Source organism: Phocaeicola vulgatus ATCC 8482 (assembly GCF_000012825.1).
Lineage (GTDB): Bacteria > Bacteroidota > Bacteroidia > Bacteroidales > Bacteroidaceae > Phocaeicola > Phocaeicola vulgatus.
On record NC_009614.1, the window covers coordinates 592,701 to 616,837 of the forward strand.

The 24,137-nt window shown below is 42.7% G+C and carries 19 protein-coding genes and 1 pseudogene; 3 read left to right on the top strand and 17 right to left on the bottom strand.

Annotated features, from left to right (window positions below):
- Positions 1-62: 62 nt before the first annotated feature.
- Positions 63-2,867 carry a TonB-dependent receptor gene (locus BVU_RS02100; protein WP_008667711.1) on the bottom strand — a complete coding sequence of 935 codons (2,805 nt, stop codon included), beginning with the start codon at positions 2,865-2,867 and terminating at the stop codon, positions 63-65.
- A gap of 20 nt (positions 2,868-2,887) precedes the next feature.
- Positions 2,888-3,388, bottom strand: coding sequence for a TlpA family protein disulfide reductase (locus BVU_RS02105; RefSeq protein WP_005840175.1), 501 nt, complete (start codon positions 3,386-3,388; stop codon positions 2,888-2,890).
- An 87-nt stretch (positions 3,389-3,475) separates the two neighbouring features.
- On the opposite strand from BVU_RS02105, the gene yaaA reads away from it, so the two are divergent.
- Together yaaA and BVU_RS02115 are read left to right on the top strand one after the other, a co-directional pair.
- Complete coding sequence (gene yaaA, locus BVU_RS02110; protein ID WP_005840177.1) at positions 3,476-4,243, top strand: peroxide stress protein YaaA; 768 nt, start codon at positions 3,476-3,478, stop codon at positions 4,241-4,243.
- 106 nt (positions 4,244-4,349) lie between these two features.
- Positions 4,350-5,549, top strand: a complete 1,200-nt coding sequence (locus tag BVU_RS02115) for an OmpA family protein (RefSeq protein ID WP_005852854.1) — start codon at positions 4,350-4,352, stop codon at positions 5,547-5,549.
- Between the two features lie 77 nt (positions 5,550-5,626).
- On the opposite strand, the gene BVU_RS02120 is transcribed toward BVU_RS02115, so the two are convergent.
- From BVU_RS02120 to guaB, 14 genes are all read right to left on the bottom strand, one after another.
- Complete coding sequence (locus BVU_RS02120) at positions 5,627-6,733, bottom strand: sulfotransferase family protein (RefSeq protein ID WP_005852853.1); 1,107 nt, start codon at positions 6,731-6,733, stop codon at positions 5,627-5,629.
- A 27-nt stretch (positions 6,734-6,760) separates the two neighbouring features.
- A complete protein-coding gene (gene cysN, locus BVU_RS02125; protein ID WP_008667718.1) occupies positions 6,761-8,218 on the bottom strand; it encodes a sulfate adenylyltransferase subunit CysN in 1,458 nt (485 codons plus the stop codon).
- 36 nt (positions 8,219-8,254) lie between these two features.
- A complete protein-coding gene (cysD, locus tag BVU_RS02130) occupies positions 8,255-9,166 on the bottom strand; it encodes a sulfate adenylyltransferase subunit CysD (protein WP_005840186.1) in 912 nt (303 codons plus the stop codon).
- Between the two features lie 11 nt (positions 9,167-9,177).
- Positions 9,178-9,792, bottom strand: a complete 615-nt coding sequence (cysC, locus tag BVU_RS02135; protein ID WP_005840188.1) for an adenylyl-sulfate kinase — start codon at positions 9,790-9,792, stop codon at positions 9,178-9,180.
- Between the two features lie 29 nt (positions 9,793-9,821).
- Entirely contained in the window at positions 9,822-11,375 is a 1,554-nt protein-coding gene (locus tag BVU_RS02140; protein ID WP_032935137.1) for an SLC13 family permease, read from the bottom strand.
- 15 nt (positions 11,376-11,390) lie between these two features.
- The gene (cysQ, locus tag BVU_RS02145) at positions 11,391-12,200 is read right to left on the bottom strand and encodes a 3'(2'),5'-bisphosphate nucleotidase CysQ (RefSeq protein WP_005852847.1); all 810 of its coding nucleotides are present in this window, start codon (positions 12,198-12,200) and stop codon (positions 11,391-11,393) included.
- 14 nt (positions 12,201-12,214) lie between these two features.
- On the bottom strand, positions 12,215-13,423 hold the full coding sequence (locus tag BVU_RS02150; RefSeq protein WP_005840194.1) for a BamA/TamA family outer membrane protein: 1,209 nt from the start codon (positions 13,421-13,423) through the stop codon (positions 12,215-12,217).
- A gap of 228 nt (positions 13,424-13,651) precedes the next feature.
- Positions 13,652-15,520 (bottom strand): DNA mismatch repair endonuclease MutL, encoded by a 1,869-nt coding sequence (gene mutL, locus BVU_RS02155; RefSeq protein ID WP_005840196.1) that lies wholly within the window; start codon positions 15,518-15,520, stop codon positions 13,652-13,654.
- A 21-nt stretch (positions 15,521-15,541) separates the two neighbouring features.
- Positions 15,542-15,838 carry a hypothetical protein gene (locus tag BVU_RS02160; protein WP_005840198.1) on the bottom strand — a complete coding sequence of 99 codons (297 nt, stop codon included), beginning with the start codon at positions 15,836-15,838 and terminating at the stop codon, positions 15,542-15,544.
- 2 nt (positions 15,839-15,840) lie between these two features.
- Positions 15,841-17,508 (bottom strand): OstA-like protein, encoded by a 1,668-nt coding sequence (locus BVU_RS02165; protein ID WP_005840200.1) that lies wholly within the window; start codon positions 17,506-17,508, stop codon positions 15,841-15,843.
- 17 nt (positions 17,509-17,525) lie between these two features.
- Positions 17,526-18,884 carry a peptidylprolyl isomerase gene (locus BVU_RS02170; RefSeq protein WP_005840202.1) on the bottom strand — a complete coding sequence of 453 codons (1,359 nt, stop codon included), beginning with the start codon at positions 18,882-18,884 and terminating at the stop codon, positions 17,526-17,528.
- A 4-nt stretch (positions 18,885-18,888) separates the two neighbouring features.
- Complete coding sequence (locus BVU_RS02175) at positions 18,889-19,761, bottom strand: peptidyl-prolyl cis-trans isomerase (RefSeq protein WP_005852843.1); 873 nt, start codon at positions 19,759-19,761, stop codon at positions 18,889-18,891.
- A gap of 36 nt (positions 19,762-19,797) precedes the next feature.
- Positions 19,798-21,135 carry a peptidylprolyl isomerase gene (locus BVU_RS02180; protein ID WP_005852841.1) on the bottom strand — a complete coding sequence of 446 codons (1,338 nt, stop codon included), beginning with the start codon at positions 21,133-21,135 and terminating at the stop codon, positions 19,798-19,800.
- A 12-nt stretch (positions 21,136-21,147) separates the two neighbouring features.
- On the bottom strand, positions 21,148-22,623 hold the full coding sequence (guaB, locus tag BVU_RS02185; protein WP_005840208.1) for an IMP dehydrogenase: 1,476 nt from the start codon (positions 22,621-22,623) through the stop codon (positions 21,148-21,150).
- A 227-nt stretch (positions 22,624-22,850) separates the two neighbouring features.
- Here guaB and BVU_RS02195 point away from each other — a divergent pair, with 227 nt between their 5' ends.
- Positions 22,851-23,309, top strand: a complete 459-nt coding sequence (locus tag BVU_RS02195; RefSeq protein WP_224205190.1) for a DUF6078 family protein — start codon at positions 22,851-22,853, stop codon at positions 23,307-23,309.
- 120 nt (positions 23,310-23,429) lie between these two features.
- Here the strand turns inward: BVU_RS02195 and BVU_RS02200 are convergent.
- Positions 23,430-24,116, bottom strand: a pseudogene (locus tag BVU_RS02200) (DUF3874 domain-containing protein); the annotation flags it as partial.
- Between the last annotated feature and the right edge of the window lie 21 nt (positions 24,117-24,137).

Sequence of the window (24,137 nt, forward strand, 5' to 3'; positions counted from 1 at the left end):
TTCTTAGGGATATTCAAAAAGGAGCTGATTCGTTTTTCCTGAATCAGCTCCTTTTTTATCTCCTAACGGGAAAGATCATTAAAACGATAAGTAAAAGTAGCCATCGCATAACGTCCCAATCCCCAAGTCCAAGTTTCTCCCTGTCCGGTATCATTCATCCAACGATTGACAAAATCCCGTTGTTGCAGAATATCAACAACCTGAAATTTAAGCAACCCTCTTTTCCCTTTCAGAAAACTGTAAGTCAGCTCACCGTTCCAAAGCCACTGCGTCGTATTGGAGGCCTCATCCTTATATCCCCTGCGATTCATACTTCTCACAACGGTATAAAGATTCAAGTTGAGAGGTAACTTCAGTCGACACTCCGCGCCATAATAAAAATCATACGTCCTGTAATCCGAATTGTTTGTATAACTGTTATCGGCTTGCTGATAAGTGATTGCTCCATTTATCTTAAACTCATGCTCTTCCAATTTATAGGCAAACTCCACATCCTGCATCAAGGAAAGCATTTGGGAGGTGTTACGATCATTCTCATTGGCTTCTCCCATTATCTGCACATACGAAACCCTCCGGTTATAATTTGCATTGGTAGCAAGACGAGCGAAAATTTTCTTGAATAATTTATTCGTATAATATATATTCCCGCCAATGCCCCAATTACCATTTATATTCTCGGGCCGACTGGTATATACCCCACTCTTCTCATCATAGGTTCTTTTCCGGCTTATATCATTTATCGTATTATTATATCTCAAACCACAATATAACATTTCCTGCTTTTCCATATTTCCTCCTCTATAATTCACAGATATACTTTGCCCGAAAGCGGGTTTCAGCCCCGGATTCCCCATTGTTATGTTCAGAGGATTAGTATAATCGGGCACAGACAACAAATCATAAATGGAAGGCTGCCGGGTGTATCCGCTATAATACACACTCATATTATGGTTATTGCCCAAATCATAATCAAAATGCAGTTCGGGCACTATGTTCAACACGGTAATGGTCGTATCTATCTTCACTTTTCCCCTGTTGCTTTTCGTCGTAGACTTCTGAGGCGACAGCCCAAACCGGATATTCAACCTCACTTTTCTCCAATTAAGTGTGGTGCGCAGTCCGAATTCATTGGAATGAAGATCATTACGAGTATAATCACTTAAACTATCCACCCTTCCTGCCTCATAACCAGATGGAAGACTTCCCCACAAAGCATCCTCATCCAAATTGTACGTAACCGCATTATTACTCTGCCGTTGATACTCATGCCGATAATAAACCTGAAGCATTTGTTTTCCTATTGGCTCCGTATAGCTGACCTCCCCCGCCAATAATAAATTTCTGGCAGGTGACTCCCGGTATTGATTTCTATATAAAACCGAATCTGCCCCCAGGTCATTCTTCAATTGATAATAAGTAATAGACGATTGCTGATAATTACCACTCGCCTGATTACTATAATCATTTCTTAACTCTATGGAGAGTTTCCGGCCGATATCATTCAATTTATGAGTGAGCAAAAGATTATTGCCTATCATCAGATTGTTCGTCTTATTTTGAGAATTTCCCGTATTTTTATTTATCCTGAACTCAGGAGGAATCATTGCATCGTCCCTCCAAGGCTCTGAAACATAGTCCAAAGGATTGGTACTGAAAGTCGCCGAAATATTTTCTGATACCGAATTTAACCGGCTATGATTGATGTTATGCCTGAAATTAATTTCCGTCCGGTCACTCAAACTTCCCGTCAGATATATATTCTCCCAAAAAGAACGATTCCTACCCGTACTCAAGCCATTATTATAGGCATATTGGCTACCGTTAGGCAGATATTCTTCTGACTGGCTTCGCGATTCATCCGCGCTTTTATTATTATTATATGAAGCACTGACATTGAGGTTGAGTTTCTTTATTTCCGTTCCCAAGCTAAAACCAATATCCTTCATTTGAGCAGGATTATCGGCCATATCACTGATAAAATTACCATATCTGGGGAGTTTTCCTAAATCACCATACAAGGACATCCGCCATTTTCCGACAAATTTATTCAAACTCATTTTCGCTCCATACATATCCCCCGAACCTTTCAAAGCTGAAACGTCCCCCATTAATCCATCTGTCAAATCCTTCTTGGTCTTCACATCCATCACCGTTTTCTTCTTACCGTCTGACACCCCTGTCATTTGCTCTTTATCCGACTGCTGCTCGTATACCTTTACCTCTTTCAAAGCATCTACCGGCATATTGTTCAAAGCAACTTTGCTATCTGCAAAAAACTCCTTTCCATTTAATAAGATCTGAGTGATTTCCTTTCCATGAAAATTCATCTTGCCGGATTTCTCGTCTAATTCCAATCCGGGAAGCTGCCTCACCAAATCCTGCAGAACAGCTCCTTCCGATGTCTTAAAGGCTCCGGTATTATATACTAATGTATCTCCGGACATCTTCATTTTCTGCAGTTCGGCCTTTATAACCGTTTCATCCAATACAATACTGGAAGGTTTCATCATCAGAGCACCTCCATAAACTTCTTTCCGATAAGCAGGAATATTCACTTTTTTTTCAATGGTTTCATATCCTAAAAAAGAAGCCCTTATTAAATAATTACCGGGATTCATAGGGTACAAACGGAAAACACCCTTCTTATCGCTCACCGTACCTTCTATAAAACTCGTATCAGGCAAAGAATAAAGTTGGATATTTACATCCGGCAAAGGATCGGGATAAGGGCGTTCTCCCTGTTCTCTGACAGAACCCGTCAAATGATAAGCTTTTTCTTTTCTTGCTTTATCTGAATCAAGCTTTTCCTGTCCACTAACCGGGAGAACAAAAGACAATATAATAAACAACGAGAACAGTTTAGTCATCTTGAAATATCAACAGGGTCCTATTTCAATGCTTCCGCAATGGCATTCATCAGATATCCAAATTCTTCTTTCTCATACCCGATGGAAGTATAAACGGCTTCTCCTTCTTTATTGAAAAGATAGGCGCGAGGAATTGACTTTTCAGCAAATAAAGAGAACACCTCACGTTTAGGATCGGGATATAACGGGAAAGTGAATTTCTTCCGTTCATTATAAGCCCTCAACTGTTCATCCGTATGCTCACGACCAATTACTAATAATACGAAGTCCTTGTTATCTTTATATTCAGGCCACAAAGTCTTCTCTATTTCAGCCAGTTCCAGCTGACATGGCCCGCACCAAGTGGCAAATAAGCTCACCAAAACGACCTTACCTTTCAATTCAGCCGAAGAAACATCTCCATATACCGCAGATTTTAGATGAAAATCAGGTAATTTATCTCCTTTTTTCAATTCTTGAGCATTTACGGCAAATACCATGCAAAGCATCATGAACAATAATCCTAACTTTTTCATTTTCATAGTTCTCAATATTTAATTATGGAATAACAAAGACAAATATATCTGTTTTTCTTATATTTGCCGCCAGAAAATATTATTTTTTAGCCTATGATGACTTTTATTTCATGTGCCAAAACAATGACCGGACGGAGCAAAATGCAAACTCCTGTTACCAGTACACCACAATTCCAAACCGAAGCGATACAGAATGCACTTGATATGTCCCAATTCTCTGCTGAAGAACTGGAACGACTTTTACGTGTGAACAGCAAAATAGCAGCAGAGAACTATATGCGATTTCAAGATTTCTGTTCGGACTCTCCCTCGGCTTTAGCTGCCTTACTGGCTTATACCGGTATAGTATATAAACGTATCCATCCACAGGACTTTACTCCTGAAGATTTTCAATATGCACAGGATCACTTGCGGATCACTTCTTTTCTTTACGGATTACTCCGCCCGTTAGACCAGATCAAGAATTACAGAATGGAAGGAGATATCAAACTGCCCGAACGTGGAGGAATATCCATGTTTGACTATTGGAAGCCGATTCTGACCGACACCTTTATCAAAGAAATTAAAGCAAGAGGAGGAATACTAATCAATCTGGCAAGTGGGGAGATGAAAGATTTATTCGACTGGAAACGCGTGGAGCAGGAAGTACAAGTGATCACGCCGGAATTTCAGGTATGGAAAAAAGGGAAATTAACCACCGTTGTGGTTTATGCAAAAATGTGCCGTGGAGAATTGACACGCTTCATCATTAAAAACCGGATAGAGAATCCTGGGGATTTAAAAGGATTCAAATGGGAAGGATTCAGTTTTGATGCCGGACACAGCACAGATACCCACTATCTTTTTAGCCTTCTTTCATAAAAAAATATTAAATAGTCAACCTACTCAAACTTTTTATCAGCACTCATGTTATTTAGTTGAATTTGGGAAGATAAACCTGGACAATAATTAACTAATAGAAATGAGTATGAAAAAATTAATGTTTTTGCTGGCTGCGGCCAGTTTAAGTTCTGTAGCGTTTGCGCAACAGAAAAGCAATTCACAAAACGTCCTTGTAGGCGAGAGTGTAGATGTAATGGAGGTACCTGTGGATAAGTACAAGGTAGAGACCAATCACTTCTTCGATAATTGGTTCTTCTCTGTTGGTGGAGGTGCACAAGTACTGTTCGGCGATCAGTCCGATCTTGGTAAATTCAAGAAACGTATTGCTCCCGCTCTTCAAATATCAATCGGCAAATGGTTTACTCCCGGCTTAGGATTACGTTTGCAATATAGTGGTTTGCAGTCGAAGAGTTTTTCCAGTGAACCTTCCGCATATTCCAAACCTCACATGTTAAGCGAAGGATACTATCAGGATAAGTTCAACTACATGAATCTGCATGGTGACATCTTATTTAATGTCAGTAACATGATAGCCGGATATAATGAAGACCGCATATACGACTTCGTGCCATTCGTAGGTTTCGGTTTTGCCCACTCATATGATGCTCCACGTCGTAATTCACTGGCATTCAATTTCGGTATCATCAATACATTCCATCTGGCCAGTGCCTGGGACTTGAATCTGGAACTTTACGGAATGGGTACAGAAAACAAATTTGATGGAAAAACCACCAGTAAAGGCCCTGATTTTATGGCAGGTGCTACAGTGGGTATCACTTATAAATTTCCACAAAGAGGATTCAAACCTGCTCCGGATGTAGATGCTATCATGGCACTTACCTCTTCACAAATGGATGCCATCAATACCGCTTTGGCTCAACAGATAGAACAAAACCGTCAATTAAAGGCCCAACTTGCCAACCAACCCACTGAAGTGGTTACAGAACAAGTGACAGTGAACCAAATTGCTCCGGCTCCTCAATCTGTATTTTTCCAGATCGGTTCAGCGGTTCTTCCTACCAACTCTACTGTAAATTTGCAACAAATCGCAGATCTGGTAAAAGACAACCCGGGACTAAAATTGAAAGTAACCGGTTATGCTGATAGTGATACAGGTAGCGCTGCATGGAACAAGCAGTTAAGTGAAGACCGTGCCAACAACGTGGCTAATGAACTGGTTAAATTGGGTGTCAACAAAAACAATCTGATTATCAGCGGAATGGGTGGTGTCAACACCTTAACTCCTCCGGCATTCAACCGTCGTGTAATTATCGAAGCCCAATAATATACACTGATTTCTGTCAGCAGAAGATAATCATGCCCGCAATTCCTTATAAAAACAGAATTGCGGGCATTTATTTTTTAGATGGAATAGCCCCACTGATCCAGTGCAAACTTCCAATTCTCTTCCACTAACCGGACCGTACGGTCGTCATACTTATACTTATTCTTCTTATATCCCTTCTTTCCGCCTATATATTGGCTGATAGCCGGAGCAGCTGCTTCGAATCCGGGAATAGAAAGAGATTTATAGATATGCTCGGTCATAGCCATTGCATCCGCCTCAAAATCCTCGAACTTCACTTCCATCAAATTTCCTTCAGGAATGAATTGTTTATCCGCCTCATATTTATGATACAGCTTGGCATAAATGGAAAGCACATTCTGTTCCAACGCCTCTGGAGAAATATCCTCCAGTTTCAACGGCTGGATTGTATTGGTGAAGAAATTCCTTGTAGATTCGAATACCGTATACGGATTACGCATCAAATAGATGAATTTGGCATTCGGAAACATCTTGACCAACTCTTTTACACGGCCTGTATGAGGCGGATTCTTACTTAAGAATTGTGTTCCGCCTGTATTCCAAAGAGAAATTTTAATAAGTTTGGTGAATATATCCTCAAACACTTTCAATTCCTCATCACTGATATCATTGAATAACAAATATTTATCAGCATATTCCTGCTGGTACTTAGGCAGGAACCAAAAGTTATAATAGGTATAGGGCATCATATTGGCCAATGCAAACTCTTCCTCCTGAGGCAAGTCTACAGCCAGTTCCATATTATCCGTCGGACGCTTGTCGGGCATCAGCCAACTCATATTCTTCTTGAAAAAAGGCTGTCCCCACATCATCAGGTGAGGAAACACCGTCTGATAAGTAGTATTATATCCGAAATGTTTGTCACAAGAGAACACATTATGCATAAAGGTAGTCCCGCTACGCCAATGTCCGAGGATAAAGACCGGATCGTGTTCCAAAGGCTTGTCGGCCAACAGTTTCCTGTATCGCTTTTCCTGCAATGGAGCCAAGGTGGAAAGCAAACGGCATACTGCTTTCGTCAAACGGTATTTTCCTCTATATGCCGGATCAATTTCCCTTCCCGCAGTAATCGCCTTGAACGTTTTCCAATCGGCGCCTACCAATGTATTAATCGGCAGCTTGTTGAATTCAAGTAATCCCATTACTTTTCTTTTTTTAATTGTACGCTGTTATTTTTCTATCTTGACTGAAATGCCTTGACGGTCCAATTCTTTCACCACCTTTTCTATGGCTTCATAATGTTCCTCACCAATACCCATAGCTGCCAGATTCAAAGTAGGAACTTCCATGGCATTCAGCATATCTTTGGCTTCCACTCTGTCTATAATCATCCCCACCGCACTGGTGTTATTGGTAATGGGGTCAATCAGAATAAAAGAACCGCAAGCTTTATTCTTTTGATAAGAATCAAAGAAAAGCGGCTTGGCGGTAGTAAATGTCACACGGGCAATCTGATTCAATTGCAAAGGCAGATCCTCCTTTTTCAATTTACCGTTTTCAACAGACAGATGCTCCATCGTATTCACATCCACTTTATACTTAATGCTATCTATACGGGTACGTCCTGTATTGGTGGTATGCTTGATAAAGAAAGATTTGTCAAGGTCCATCGCCTCCTCATCCATCCATACCAACATGGCTTCAAAGTTACGATCTATCACAGGCACATTATCGGCATGCACCAACATATCTCCGCGAGACACGTCAATCTCATCCTCCAAAGTCAATGTCACTGCTTGCGGCGGGAAAGCATACTCTAACTCACCATCATAAGTAACAATACTCTTGATATGAGATTTCTTGCCGGAAGGCAAAGCCATCACCTCATCTCCTTTATGGATGACACCGGAAGCAACCTTTCCACAGAAACCGCGGAAATCCAGATTCGGTCTTAATACATACTGAACCGGGAAACGGAAATCAGTCAGATTATGGTCATTCTCGATGGAAACCGTTTCAAGCAATTCCAATAAAGAAGTACCTTTGTACCATGGCGTACGTTCAGATTTCTGCACCACATTGTCACCGTCAAGTGCCGAAAGAGGAATACAAGTCACATCCGGGATTCCCAATGGCTCTACAAATTTCTTATATTCGGTCACGATTTCGTTGAAACGCTCCTCCGAAAACCCGACAAGGTCCATCTTGTTCACCGCCAGCACCACATGCTTTATTCCCAATAAAGATACCAGAAAAGTATGGCGGCAGGTCTGCGTAATCACACCCAAGCGAGCATCTACCAAGATTATGGCAAGATTGGCAGTAGAACCTCCGGTAATCATATTGCGGGTATATTGTTCATGTCCCGGAGTATCGGCTATGATAAATTTACGGTTGTTCGTTGAAAAATAACGGTAAGCTACATCAATCGTAATACCCTGCTCGCGCTCTGCTTTCAACCCGTCGCACAACAAAGCGTAATCTATATGGTCACCTGCATTCCCCACACGTTTGCTGTCACGTTCCAAAGCGGCAAGCTGGTCCTCGTACAACTTCTTGCTGTCAAACAACAGACGTCCTATCAGGGTAGACTTTCCATCGTCTACCGAACCGGCTGTCAACAGGCGTAGCAAGTCTTTCTGTTCATCCTTATCTAAATATTCCTTTATATTCAGTTTATTCTCCATCACCCATTCCTTCATTTTAAATTCCTACTTATCCATTTAAAAATATCCTTCACGTTTCTTCTGCTCCATACTGGCATCCTGGTCGAAATCAATGACACGGGTAGTACGCTCGCTTTTGGTAGTGGTCATCATTTCCTCTACAATTTTCTCAATCGTATCGGCATCACTCTCTACGGCCCCGGTCAAAGGCCAACACCCCAAAGTACGGAAACGCACTTTCTTCATTTCAATACGGTCCCGATATTCTTCGGGCAGTCGGTCATCATCAGCCATAATCAGATTTCCATCTATATTCACCACAGGACGTTCCTTGGCAAAATAGAGCGGCACGATAGGAATATTTTCCAAACGGATGTACTGCCAGATATCCAGCTCAGTCCAGTTGCTTAATGGAAACACACGGATACTTTCCCCTTTATGAATCTTAGCATTATAAATATCCCACAACTCAGGACGCTGGTTTTTAGGATCCCACTGATGAAAACGGTCACGAAAAGAGAATATACGTTCTTTGGCACGTGACTTTTCCTCATCACGACGTGCTCCACCAAAGGCGGCATCAAACCTGTATTTATCCAGCCCGTGAAGCAACGCCTGTGTCTTCATTAAATCGGTATGCACTTTGCTGCCATGCGTAAAAGGCCCTACTCCGGCATTAAAAGCCTCCATATTACTTTCCACTATCAAATTCCATCCATGTTCTTTGGCGTATTGATCACGGAACTCTATCATTTCCCTGAATTTCCATTTAGAATCGATATGCATCAAAGGGAAAGGCACCTTTCCCGGATAGAAAGCCTTCTCTGCCAAACGTACCATGACAGACGAATCTTTACCAATACTATAAAGCATAACAGGATTCTCAAATTCAGCTGCCACTTCACGAATGATATGGATAGACTCCGCTTCCAGTTCCCTTAAGTGGCTCAATTTATAATTTTCTTCCATTTTATAATGAATTATATTTTTTCTCCTTTTTTACCAACAATGGGGAGCACCAACTCCAACAAAGTATTGACCGACTCTTCCAAACTCAGCTTAGAAGTATCCAAAGATAAGGCAGGATGCTCCGGAGCTTCAAAAGGGGCGGAAATTCCGGTAAAGTTCTTGATTTCACCCCGACGTGCTTTGGCATAAAGTCCTTTCACATCACGTTTCTCACACTCTACCAAAGGAGTGCTGACATAGATTTCCAGGAAATCCTCTATCCCGATAATACGGGCAGCCATCTGCCGAAGCTCATTGCCGGGACTGATGAAAGCGGCAATGGTAATGATTCCCGTATCAACAAACAACTTGCCTATTTCGGCTATGCGACGGATGTTTTCCACACGATCCTCTGCCGAAAAGCCCAAATTATTATTGATGCCACTACGAATATTATCCCCGTCCAATATACGGCAGAGCAAACCACGTTTATGTAATTCACGTTCCAAAGCTATGGCAATAGTACTCTTACCGGAACCGCTAAGTCCCGTCAGCCACAGCATAACTCCCCGTTGTCCCAGCAGTTCTTCTTTATCTTTCCGGGAAAGCATACGGTCAAAGATAGGATATATATTTTCCTCTTCCATTCTCTATTTTCATTTTGTCTTTAACTTCATCAAAAAGGCCATATCAGCGGTATCAGAATAACCGAAATTATAAATGTCAATATATTCAACGGCAAACCGATACGTACAAAATCCGTAAACTTATAGTTTCCGATACCCTGCACAATCAAATTAGTCTGATAACCGATAGGAGTGGAAAAACTGGCAGATGCAGCGATGCAAATGACAACAAAAAAGGGCATCGGACTTACCCCCAACTGATTGGATAAGGAAAGGGCAAGCGGAAAAGCCAATGCGGCGGCGGCATTATTGGTTATCAGTTCGGTAAACAGATTTGTAATGATAAACAAAACAGCCAGCAACACATGCGGACTGTAGTCATCACTCATATCAATGATTCCATGCGCAATGATATCCGCCACTCCGGAATTTACCATGGCGCGACTTATAGCAAACGCACAGGCAATGGTTATCAAGATATCCCATGATATATATTTTGTATATTTACGTGCCGGAAAAAGTTTGGTCCATGCCATTATCACAGTCGTTACAGCTGCAAAAAAGAACATATCAAGATCAATACCGGGAAGTAATTCTTCCATAAAAGGCAACTCTCCTACTGTTGCCCCCACAATCATCAGCACCAATAAAGTCAATGCAAACCAACGTTTCTTTCTCCCGGCTTTCGGCTCGGTATCTTTGCCATTGGCCAATAACACGAATACAGAAGAATCTCCCCATGTAGAGATAAATGAATCATCCGCCCATAGCACCAACGTATCTCCCTCATGAAACTTCACCCGTGACAGATTCTCTACAATACTAACTCCGCTTCGTTTTATTTCTTTTACTTCAGCACCATAATGACGGACAAAATTAAAATCCCCCACCCTTTTATTGATACCCGGGAAACGAGCACCTATCACCGCTTCAACACGATGAAAAGAAGACGCATCCGCTTCCCCATGTTCGTCGCCTACCGTGTCTTTCCGGACCTCCGGCAACAACCTGGAAGAAAAAAACAACAAATAAACAATTCCTGCCAAAGCAATGAAAATGCCCACCCGGCCTAATTCAAACATACCAAAGCCCTTATATCCGGCATCTAAAATCATACCATCCACCACCAGATTAGTAGAAGTCCCGATAAGCGTACACATTCCCCCCAGTATGGTAGCATATGAAAGAGGGATCAAGAATTTAGTTGCCGGAATGCGGACAGATTCCGCCCAACGTTTAATAATAGGAGCAAAAATCACAACCACCGGCGTATTATTGAGAAAAGCAGAAACAAAAGAAATAGCGGGCAGCATACGTGCCTGCGCCTTCATGACCGTTGTCTTCTCTTGAGGCAGAAGTTTCTTTATCAACTGTCCCAACGCTCCCGATTGCCGGACTCCTTCACTGATCAGGAAAAGCAACGCTACGGTAATCATCCCTTTATTACTGAATCCCTCCAACATCTCTTTCGGAGTCAATATACCGAAACAAAGAAAGAGTACAGTAACAGAGAACAGAATCATTCCGGGACGCATTTTATCAAGGACTAATGCAGTCACCATCCCTATTAATCCCAAAAACACAATAATCATTTCGAATGTCAGCATCGTTTCCGGATATTAATTTCGTTTAACGACAAACCAAGGATTCAGCAAGTCCGGCTTGTTATATTTCAACGGTTCTTCTTTTCCCGCCTGATATATTTCTGCTCCGGATGCCTTGGCTATGGCATGACCGGCAGCCGTATCCCACTCCATGGTAGGAGCAAAACGGGGATATTCATCGGCCAGTCCCTCACACACTTTGCAAATCTTGATGGAACTGCCTACAGACACCAACTCCACATGAGGGTATATCTTTCGCTTTTCCTCAATATACTCTTCCGTTTCGGCCGACAGATGGGAACGGGAAGCAACAATGACAAAAACTTCATTTGTTTCGGCACAGGGCATACGAAATGCCGATGCCTTCATTTCTTCCAGTGAACGGCCTGCACGTCCGGTCACTCCTTCCATTTTATAAGCGCCGGTTGCCACTTCACCCCAATAAAGCGTTTCTTTGACAGGAACATAAATCACTCCAAAAACAGGAACTCCTTCTTTTACCAAAGCAATATTGACAGTAAATTCCCCATTCCGTTTTATAAATTCCTTTGTTCCATCCAAGGGATCGACTATCCACAACGTATCCCATTGCGCCCGTTTCTCGTAAGGCAAATGCTTTCCTTCCTCACTCAATACCGGATAGTCTGTTTCCTGCAAATAAGTCATAATGGTTTCATGCGCCTTACGGTCTGCAAGAGTCAGTGGAGAATTATCGGCTTTCCTTTCAACCTGAAAATCAGAAGAAGGATCATTATAAACGTTCAGAATTTCCTTACCGGCAGCTAAAGCCGCATCCATCGCTTTTAATATATATTCAGTCTGCATAGTGTTTACTTCCATTAAAATGCTTCTGTCATATTGAAATAGAACAAACTTTGATCATTGGCAAAATTACGTCCGAAATCCAGACGTACATTCATACGCGGCTGCACCTCGATACGAAGTCCCACACCGGCATTAGGAAGCACTCCTTCAATCTTACCCATGGTAGGCCCCATAAAACCGCACCCTCCCCATGCAACAAAACCCAAATGATGCAACATACGCTTTACCCATGTACTTTTATCCGTATTGAACATCTGACGATATTCGGCAAGCACCACATGAGAGGATTTATCACGATACTGCCCCATATAATATCCACGAAGATCAAAAGGAGTGCCACTTAAAGCATATTGGTTCATAGGAACATCCCCAAACACATTCTTGGTTTGGGCAGTCCAAGCTATAACTTTTCTATTTCCTACCTTTTTGTATTGGCGGTAGTCCACTTCCAAGCGGTAGAAGTTATTATCTCCTCCCAAAAACTTCTGGTACATCAGCCCACGAAAATCCAGATAAATGCCTTTATAAGCATTGGCAGGAATATCCCGGCTGTCATAAGTCAGCAGAAATCCCACTCCCGAACTGAAATTGGAATATCCGTGAGCAGTGCCTCCCAACCTTTTGTAATCAGGCTGATCTACCAAATACTTGGCAGGCTCGGATATTTTATCATAACTCAAGTCAATCTGGGGACCGGCAAAGAAATTACTTTTACCCAAACGGAATAAAAACCACGGATTAATCTGGAAACCGCTATAACGATATTCACTGGTAGAGTCACTGCGCTCATAATGCTTATTGGTAGCATAGCCGATACCATAAAAATTCTCCAATGTATTCTTGTAAGTGAATTTTCCAAAAATACGGAATTTATCATTTTTGAAAAACAACTGAGGCTTCACCATCAGATTCAAGCCCCCCTCGAACATTACCGCAACAGCCATCGGCAACACAGAACGTTTCTGCAAGGTATCCGACGGATTCATACGAAATGTAACAAGAGCACTACCTCCTATTAACGCACCAAAGTCCGGAGTATAACTCGGTCCTCCCAATATATTATAATGTATATTGCGCTTAGCCACCTTCCGGCGTCTTAATTCTTTTTTTGAAAGTTGATGGATGGTGGTATCCTCAGGATTACTACCTATGTCACTTCCTTGTGCCGCCATATTCAAAGAACAAAGCAGGCACAGGACCAAGCTAAGTAATGTTATTTTCATATAATAGTTTATTGTCTGCCCAAAGTCCTTACTCAAAAAAACTTTCTACGGCAAATGAGTTTTCAAAAGTACAAAAGTCCTGCCAAAGAATAACGGTGTGTTGAATTTGTTTTTATTTAGTTCAAGAATCTTCACGTTCTTTATAATGTAACAATGTGTCAATATGCCAATGTGTCAATTACCATGCGGACATAGAGCAGCACATTGGCAAACCAGCACATTGGCAAATTATTTAAACAGTTTTTCCAAATCATCCTCATTAATCACGGAAAGAACCGTTTTACCATCCGGAGTATAATTAGGAGTAGCCACAGCAAACAAGCCATCCACCAAACCTGTCATTTCCTCATTCGTCAACACTTGTCCGGGAACAATTGCCGCCGCTTTAGCCAAAGTCAATGCCAGAATACTCTGCACCTCTTCTTTTACCTTGCCACCTTTTTCCATAGCTGTATGCACCATATTTTGGATCAAGTCTATCGGGTTAAGGCCTTCAATACCTGCAGGAACACCGTTTATGGCATAACTTCCTCCTCCCAAATCAGTCAGTTCAAATCCCAGGAAAGACAAGTCTTCCATAATTTCCTGCAAAATAGCCACTTCGGAAAGCGGAAACTGCACAATATCCGGAAACAGCATTCCTTGAGAAACACCTTGACGACGACTTATCTGGTCTATATACTTGTCATATAAAATACGGATATGGGCACGCTGCTGATCAATGATCATTAAGCCGGACTTTACAGAAGTCAAAATAAAACGTCCTTTAAACTGATAATGCTGGCCAGATTTCTCACTGACTGAAGAGTCCTCCACATGATCATACAATCCGGGATTTTCCTCCGCAGGAGAAGCCTCTTCCGCCCTATAATCATTCTCGTCAGGATGAAAGTTTTGAGAAGAAGCATGACGTTCCAGCCCCGCATACAGTTGTTCCCAGTCCTTACTAGGCTTTGAATAAGAAGAGGGAGGAGCAGCCGAAACATTAAAAGGATTATAATCAGGATTATAAGTCGTCTTTGGTGGCTGTATACCAGTGTATGGAGATGCATCAAAGGCTGGAATATCCGGCATTCCCTCCGTATCAAAATCAATGGAAGGTACCGCATTGAACTTACCTAGAGTTTCTTTCACGGCAGCTGCCAATATCTGCCAGATGGCTTGCTCGTTCTCAAACTTTATCTCTGTTTTAGTAGGATGTATGTTCACATCAATATTAGCAGGATCCACCTCAAAATAAATGAAATAAGATACTTGCTCACCCACGGGAACCAACTGCTCGTATGCATCCATGATAGCCTTATGAAAATAAGGATGGCGCATATATCGCCCGTTTACAAAGAAATATTGGCGGGCTCCTTTCTTACGGGCTGTTTCAGGTTTTCCTACAAACCCGGAAACACGGACCATTGTAGTATCTACATCCAGCGATAACAACTCCTGATTTATTTTCTTTCCGAAAACTCCCATGATACGCTGGCGCAACTGAAGTGCAGGAAGATTGAACAGTTCCGCCCCATTATGATGCAAAGTGAAAGACACCTCCGGATTAACCAATACAATCCGTTCAAACTCCGTCAATATATTACTCAGTTCCGTCTGGTTCGACTTCAGGAACTTACGACGCGCCGGCACATTAAAGAATAAATTCTTCACACTGAAGCTACTGCCTTTCGGGCAAGAAACCGCCTCCTGTCCCTCTACCTTGGAGCCGGATATCGTCAACATCGTTCCCAATTCCTCCCCTTCCATACGAGTACGAAGCTCCACCTGAGCCACAGCAGCAATAGAAGCCAAAGCCTCTCCACGAAATCCCATGGTATGCAAAGCAAACAAATCAGCAGCTTCACGAATTTTAGAAGTCGCATGGCGCTCAAAAGACAAACGTGCATCTGTTTCCGACATACCTTTTCCATCATCAATCACCTGAATGGAAGTCTTTCCTGCATCCACTACCAACACGTCAACGTGCTGAGCACCTGCGTCGATAGCATTCTCCACCAATTCTTTAATCACTGATGCAGGACGCTGAATCACCTCTCCCGCTGCTATCTGATTGGCAACGGAATCCGGCAGCAAACGGATAATATCGCTCATATATCTTATAAACTTACGTAATTAAAAAGTAAACTCACCGGTCACCAGGTAATGCAGAATATACAACAAAACCAAAATGGCCACAAACAAAGCTCCATAAGTCATCGGCTTACGCCCGCTTTCTTTTCTGCGTTTTAAATGCTTGGTACCTTGAACGAACTTTCCACGGATATCTTCCGGAGAAAATTCTTTGGGAGGAAGCATACCCAACTCGCGTTTGGCTTTCTCCTCCAGTTTTTGCAGCTTCTCCTTCCGTTCATCCACATAAATATATTGATGGTTGAAACGGCGGGGCTTTTCCATCTTAAACATTCCCATAGCTATTTCTTTTTATTAAATAAATTATGATTGGGCAAAGGAACAGCGCTCCGGTTACTCTTCTTCAACCCCTGACCGGCTTTCTTTCCACGCCACTTAAAGATATCCTCTTTATCAAGCGGACGGATATAGTCAAACCACACAAAGTTATCCAACTTCATCTTCTCCGGCGGACGTTGGAGCATAGGATAAAGAGTACCGTTCGATTTCGGACTCATAATCATTTTTTTCATCTTCCGGTTTTCCAGAAACATATTCAGCAGACTGGTTTCAGAAACATTCATTCCAATCAGTGTACTGTCGCTTTCCATCGGATAATATACCAGACGAACCGAACCGATCACATCTACTTTGCGCATCTCACCGCCTTGAAACCAAGCCTTCATCTCTTTTCCTGTCACCTGATTATAACTAGTAGAATCCAGTTGTTCTACAGACAAAGCCTGATTCTGAATATGTGCCCAGTCTATCGTACTGTCATTCATATAAATCATGATTTTCTCTCCCAGCAACTGCTGGTTGTTATTCCACAGTATAGGGTCATAATACATGGTCAGGCAGCTATCCTTGGAGGAAAAGACCAACGAATCGCATACCCCCTGCACATCCGTGCGATACATACGTACTTTATGATACGCCCGCGTTTCCCGGAACATAGAATCAGTATTCAAATAGTAGGTATACATTTGCAATGTATCGGCATGCATAAACAAGCTGTCACCTTGTGAATAATCCACTGCCACCGCTTTTTTAGTAGCAAAAGCATACTTGGTCAATTCATTATAATAACAATAATCACCAGTCAGCATATTCTTGTTTACAGTATCTGTCATGATCACATTATCAAACGCCTCCCCGTATCCTTTTACACGATCATAAAACAGACTGTCTCCAGTCAAACGCTTCCCCTCATTGGTCAGCACGGACCGGTCCAACAATTCCGCCTGCCCTATCTGAGTATTATAAAAGCCCAATTCCGAATAAATATGGTTAGCATCACTGACAATATCGGACGGACCAAGGATATTGGCTATTTTGGTTGCTGTGCTGTATCGTAATGTATCGGAAGTCAAAGTAAACTTAGGATTGACCAACTTCACATCATAATTGAACACAGATATTTTGGTAGCCGGACTATATTCCCCCCATTCCGAAGTCAATACATTCTCCTCGTCCATCAATGTCCCGCCATCAAAGTAATATCCCAAATTATAAATACGATCGTAGTTCAGGCTATCCGTCAACAAAGTCGTATTCTTGTTTTCCATGCGTACATTATAGCGTACCTGGGCAATCTGGGTATTTCCGTCATAAAACAAATAGTCCCCATACAGAAACAAGGTATCCCCCTGCACCATCTTCACATTGTCAAAAGCTTCCAGCGAATTCGTTTTCTCATAGAAACAGGCACTGTCACAATACATATATACACTGTCGTGACGGAACGCAACGTTTCCAATCAGAATCTGTGCATCCGGGTCCGGATTCAACGGACTTTTCTTCAACACATCCGAATGCAACAGATACACCTTGCTTTTAGCCGGTTTCTGTTCCCCTTTTTTAGCCGGTCTCACCTGAGCCAGCAAGCAAAAGCCGAACAGGCACAGGACACTTACCACAAGTATCCTATGCCTGCCCGAAGAGTATTTATTCTTTCTTTTTCCAAGCATATACTTTATACACTACATTATTTCTTTACCCAACCCGGATATTTGAAATCGCATTTCTGCCACTTCTCATTAATACGCACGTAGGTATGTTTTTGTTTATCCCTGATCCACTTATCAAGTTTTTCTTCGCTGCGTTTTTCCATCACGATGCCTTTCAGCCGTTGGTAGTCTTCCGTTATGGTTGCCTTATGCCCGTTCAAGCGGGTTTTCAATTTCACGATAGCGCAAATTTCCTTTCCTTTTGCATTAATCATGGTAAAAGGTTTGGAAATTTCCCCCACATTCATGCCTTCCACCATCTTTGCAGCCTCTTGTGACACCTGTGCCAATTGTTGCATTTCAAAACGCGCCGTACCAGTCTGCGGATTCGCCATCAAACCATGGTTATTACGCGTGTCCTTATCGTGAGAGATATAAGTAGCGGCATCATCAAAAGTAAATTTCTCATTACGGATATCATTGGCAATAGAATCCAGACGTAACAAGGCTGCTTCCAGATCTTTTTCATCCACTTTCGGTTTTAACAAGATATGGCGGGTATTGATACGGTCACCACGTTTTTCGATCAACTGGATAATATGGAAGCCGAATTCAGACTCCACAATCTTGGATACCTTGTTAGGATCTTGCAGATTGAATGCCACATTCGCATATTCAGGTACCAGCTCAGCCCTGCCCATAAAGCCGAGTTCACCACCACGGCGGCGCGAACCTTCATCTTCCGAATACAGACGTGCCAAAGTGGAGAAAGCTATTTCACCGGAAGTAACACGTTCCGTATAGTCACGCAAAGTCTTCTTCACACGCTCAATTTCTTCCTGCGGAATCTTAGGTTCCATAGTAATGATCTGCACTTCTACCTGAGTAGGAATAAAAGGAATACTGTCTTGAGGAAGATCCTTGAAATAACGACGGACTTCGGCCGGAGTAATCTTGATATCCCCCACAATCTGCTGCTGCATTTTCTGCACCGTTTTTCCATCACGTATATTCTCGCGGAGCATTTCGCGTATTTGTGTAGAAGTCTTATTATAATATTCTTCTACTTTTTCCTTAGAACCAATCTGATCAATCAGCCAATTTGTACGTCTTTCCACATCACTGATAATTTCCTGTTCGGAAACCTCAATACTATCAATAGCAGCCTGATGAAGAAACAATTTCTGGATGGCAAGCTGCTCCGGAATAATACAATACGGATCACCGTCAAACTTGCGGCCTTCATACTGGGCATTCAGACGTTCATTCTCCACGTCCGATTTTAGAATGGCCTCATCACCTACTACCCATACAACCTCGTCTATCACATTGTCTTGCCCGTATACTGAAACAACGGCAAACAGCATCAGCATCAGTGCATAAACTTTGGTACACATCAATTTATTCATTTGAATTCAAATAATAGTAATTAATCTTGTTCCTGTCCGAAGCGTGTCGGTATAACTCTTCTTTGACTTTATTTATAAATTCAACCCGCTTCAGGTTTATTAAAATCTCCTTAATTTCCGTCTTTGCAAAATCCAGCGGCCTCTGTTGGTCCTTACCCAAGAATTCCTCTACATGCAGGAAATAACAAAACGCCGTGTCTTTTACCTCTATATTCCGGTTCTTGTCCAAATAGTTCTCATCCGTATCAAGCGCTTTCAAAGGTATTTTGACAGCAATATCGGACAATGGCATCCAACGGTCATAAAAATAATCATAGCTCACCGCATTGCGCAAACTGTATTTTTCCAGGCTCTCAATAGCATCCCGGTTATTTTTTTTATACCATTTGCGTACACTTGCCAAATCCTGAGAATGAAGAGGAACTTTTATAAACAGCCCTTTCACAAAAGGATGTTCTGTATGAAACAACTCCTTGTTTTTCTCATAATAAGCGCTGATTTCCTCATCACTTATCTCATTGGCCAGTTTCTGATTAACCAGTTCCTCCTGATACGTATGCATGATCAATGCCCTGCGATAGTTCTCCACTAACTTGGCAATCTTTGCATTATCAGGAATATTTCCTTCCGCTTTATCAAAAAGCAGCACATCCTCCACCCAGTTTTTTATATAGTGCTCGGCAAACAAGACACTATCGTCTTTTGAAATATGGAAAGGCAACGCCGCCTGCAAATCTTCTTTATAGAGATATTCACCAGCAACTTCCACTAAAGGAGTCCTCCCCTTATGGTCGTGCTCCTGGCCGCATCCCGACAAAGCACCTGCTATAACAAGTAACACCCCCCAGTTTTTCACGATATTCATATAACATTAAAATAGTGAACGAAGATACTGCAATAATTAATTACTTCCGTTATTATTAACTGTTTTTAAAACCTCTTGGTTAATTTCAACCTTATATTTCCGCTTCAAATCTTTCAACCAGGCATCCTCATAGACAGTCAGATAATCCTTGACAACCGCTTCTCTTACATCCTCATAACTTTCAGGACCTTTCTTTAACTTCTTTCCCATCACAAAAGTATAAGGTAAATCCGGCTCAGGCTGAAAGCTACCGCATTTAAAGACCAATTTATCAATATACCTGTTGGTCCCTATCTGAAAGACACCTGCTTCCATACGAACTTTGGAGGAAGCATCATCTCCAGTCAGTGTATGTAATATATCTTTCCACTGGGATACCGGTTTTTTTTTCAATTGTTTCTTAATAGCTGAAGCCGTTTTTCTATCTTTACAATGAATCACTGCTCCCCGATAATGCGGCAATTCCCAGGCATAGTCTGATTTATGTTGCTTGAAGAAGCGTTCCAGGTCATCCTCATTCCAGGCTTCATCACCCGATTGATATTTTTGCGACAAATAAGCCGCAAGCAAACCATCCTGCAATTCCTGCACCCGGAACTCCAGTTCTTCCTTCTGTTCTGCAGAAAGCTCCTTCCATGTACAATTGCCATTCTTCTCCAGATAATTCAATAACTGTTCCCGTTTTTCTTCAAAACTGACACCCTGCCTGCGGTCTATCCATTTCACTATATGAATGCCCATAGGTGAATAAAAAGGAGCTGAAATCTTATTTCTTTCCAAAGATTCCAGTTTGTCTATCCATTCCTGCATATTCTTGTTCACAGGCATCCACGGCAACACTCCTCCCACATTTTTACAAGCTTCATCATCCGAGTACCGGCGGGCCAGCGTTGCAAAATCCGCGCCTTCCCGCAATGCTTCATAAACCGAATCCATTTGCTGCCGCACCCTCATTTCCTCCTGACGGCTTGCATTCTGGGATAAATATTTGCTAATATGGGCAATTTTGATCCAATCATTTGCCTGCAAACGTTGTTCACCTTGCAGGTATAACCGGCGGGCAGCCTGTTCCTCCTTTTCTGCATCTGCCAAATAAGTTCTTAAAAGTTTGCCCCGATACCAGTCCACCTGCCTGCGGAAAACAGACAACGTATCTATTCCCATATCATGTGCATAGCGTACTTTTAATTTATAGTTGATAAAAGAAGGTAGAAAAGAAAGCGGGGTCCGATGAGAAGATTTACGAAAATAATATTCAAACTCGGAACGTTTTACAGGTTCACCGTCAATAGATAACACAACTTCTCCTTGCGCCCGCATTTCCAACGCGAACACAAGGAGAAGTGACAGAATACCGACCATTCTATGCGGCATCATTCATACATTTTATTGAGGACGGCTGTAGTTAGGAGCCTCGCTGGTTATGGCCACATCATGCGGATGACTTTCCAATACACCTGCGTTAGTAATACGGGTGAATTTGGCATCATGCAATTGTTCTATATTAGCAGCGCCACAATATCCCATTCCCGCACGAAGACCACCTACCAGCTGGTAAATCACTTCATACAAAGTACCTTTATAAGGTACACGGGCTGCAATACCTTCCGGAACCAGTTTCTTCACATCGGCAGTTCCGCTCTGGAAATAACGATCCTTCGAGCCGTTCTCCATCGCTTCCAAAGATCCCATTCCACGATAAGATTTGAATTTACGTCCGTTAAAGATAATCGTATCACCCGGTGACTCTTCCGTTCCGGCAACCAATGAACCGATCATTACACTATAACCGCCGGCAGCCAAAGCTTTTACCACATCCCCCGAATAACGCAAGCCACCATCAGCAATCAAGGGTATACCTGTACCTTTCAGCGCCTTGGCAACATCATAAACGGCAGAAAGCTGGGGAACACCCACACCGGCAACCACACGGGTAGTACAGATAGAACCCGGACCGATACCGACCTTCACACCATCCGCACCGGCTTCCACCAACATTTTGGCAGCTTCGCCCGTAGCGATATTACCTACCACAATATCAATATTCGGGAAACGTTTCTTAGCTTCTTTCAATTTTTCGATCACATACATGGAGTGGCCATGAGCCGTATCAATAACGATTGCATCCGCACCGGCATCAACCAAGGCCTGCATACGGTCCAGCGTATCGGCAGTAACCCCTACACCGGCAGCCACACGCAAACGTCCTTTGGCATCCTTGCAAGCCATCGGTTTATCTTTCGCTTTTGTAATATCTTTATAAGTAATAAGACCTACCAGTTTACCTTCCTTATCCACCACCGGCAACTTTTCAATCTTATGCTCTTGCAGAATCCGTGAGGCAGCCTCCATGTCAGTGGACTGGTTGGTAGTGACAATATTCTCCTTCGTCATTACCTCATCAATACGTTTGTCCATATCCTTCTCAAAACGAAGGTCACGGTTCGTCACAATACCTACCAAATATCTTTCATCGTCTACTACAGGGATACCGCCGATTCTATATTCAGACATCAACGCAAGTGCATCTCTCACAGTAGATCCTCTCTTGATAGTCACAGGATCATAAATCATACCGTTTTCCGCACGTTTCACTATGGCTACCTGACGTGCCTGCTCTTCGATAGACATGTTTTTGTGAATCACACCGATTCCCCCTTCACGGGCAATGGCAATGGCCATTTTCGCTTCTGTAACCGTATCCATAGCGGCAGTCACAAAAGGGACTTTCAACTCGATGTTGCGTGAGAACTTAGTCGTGAGTTCGACTGTTTTTGGTAAAACTTCAGAATAGGCGGGGATCAACAATACATCGTCGTAGGTTAATCCGTCCATTACGATTTTATCTGCAATAAATGACATAGGGCTTTATGCGTTTAGATTTTATTGCGTGCAAATATACGCATTTTATTCAATATGGGAAAACGATAGAATATTTTTTTGCTAAGAGAATACGAAATTTTGCAGAAATAAAAAGAATCAGTCCCCCAAATGGCTCACATAAAACAATTACAAAAAAACAGGGAGTTCATGAAACAAATGAAGCGCTTTTATTCTTCAGGTCCAGTGTTTTTCATTAAATTTGTACTTTGAACAAAAGAAACAAAAGAAACATGGAAAAACAACCGCAATTTCCCTTTGCACCCAAAGACTTCGCACGCTGCCTTAACGCCACATGCCCCCGTTCCCAAAACTGCCTGAGACGAACTGCCGCCCTGCAGGATACGGATGAACATCTATTTCTCAAAGTGGTAAACCCGCTCCGTTATCCCAAGGAGGGTGAAGAATGTGAACTGTTCCGTTCCACCGACAAAGTGCGGATGGCATGGGGAGTCACCCACCTGCTGGACAATGTGCCCTACAAAGAAGGCAGCCTGCTGCGCAATATGATCATCAACCACCTGGGCAGAAGCCAGTATTACCGGTGCTTCCGCAAGGAACGCCCTTTTGCGCCACAAGACCAACAGACCATTCGCATGCTGTTCCGCCAGAGAGGCATCAGCGAAGAGCCGTCATTCGACTACTACACAAATGAATTTAACTGGTAATATCCGTCACACTGTCACAGCCGCATGCAACACATTGTACGACAATAGTTTACCACTATGACAGATGGTGTAACGGATGGTGTGACGGACTTTTATCTGTCACACCGCCGCCTCCGGATCTCACCATGCCCTTACCAGCTGATACACAGTGCCTTTACGTGTATGCCGTGAAGGAATACCCTGTTTCCTCAAAATTCGTCCGAATGCCGCCACCCTCTTGGCGTTCAATGGAATATCCACTTCCTGATGCAATATCTTCAATATTTCGGCAGGCGCCATCCACTCGCCCTCTTCCCCCGCTTCCGCCATGCGGAAATAACGGAAAAGGAACTGCTCTTCAGGAGAATATTGCTGAAATTCGCGGTTCGCCTCCGTCATGACATACTCGTCCGCATCATTAAACCAGTAACGCTCACCGTGCGCCAGCTCGTGCATGGCCTGTGCATACAACTGATCGTAGTCTATGGGACGCGAGGTATCAATCACCCCCTTCACCTCAATGCAGATGAAGCGGCGGCTGCCCGAAGGATCGGTCAGCAAATCCTTGTGGTTACTGGTGGCAATGAACGAAGCATAGCGGCGCATCTCCACCACCGATGTGCCGTAAGGCCGGCGCGCATTCACCACCGGCTTTTGCAGAATGTGCTTCAAGAATCCCTGTTGTGTGGCGCTCACCTGGTCGAACTCGTCAATATTGATCAGCGCGAATCGATTCAGGCTTAGTTCGACATCTTTCTTGCGTGAGAAATCGAGGCTGTCCGTATAGTAGGAGCATTCGGAAGGCGGCATGATGCTGCGGCAAAATGTTAAGTTGTTAAAGTTATACCT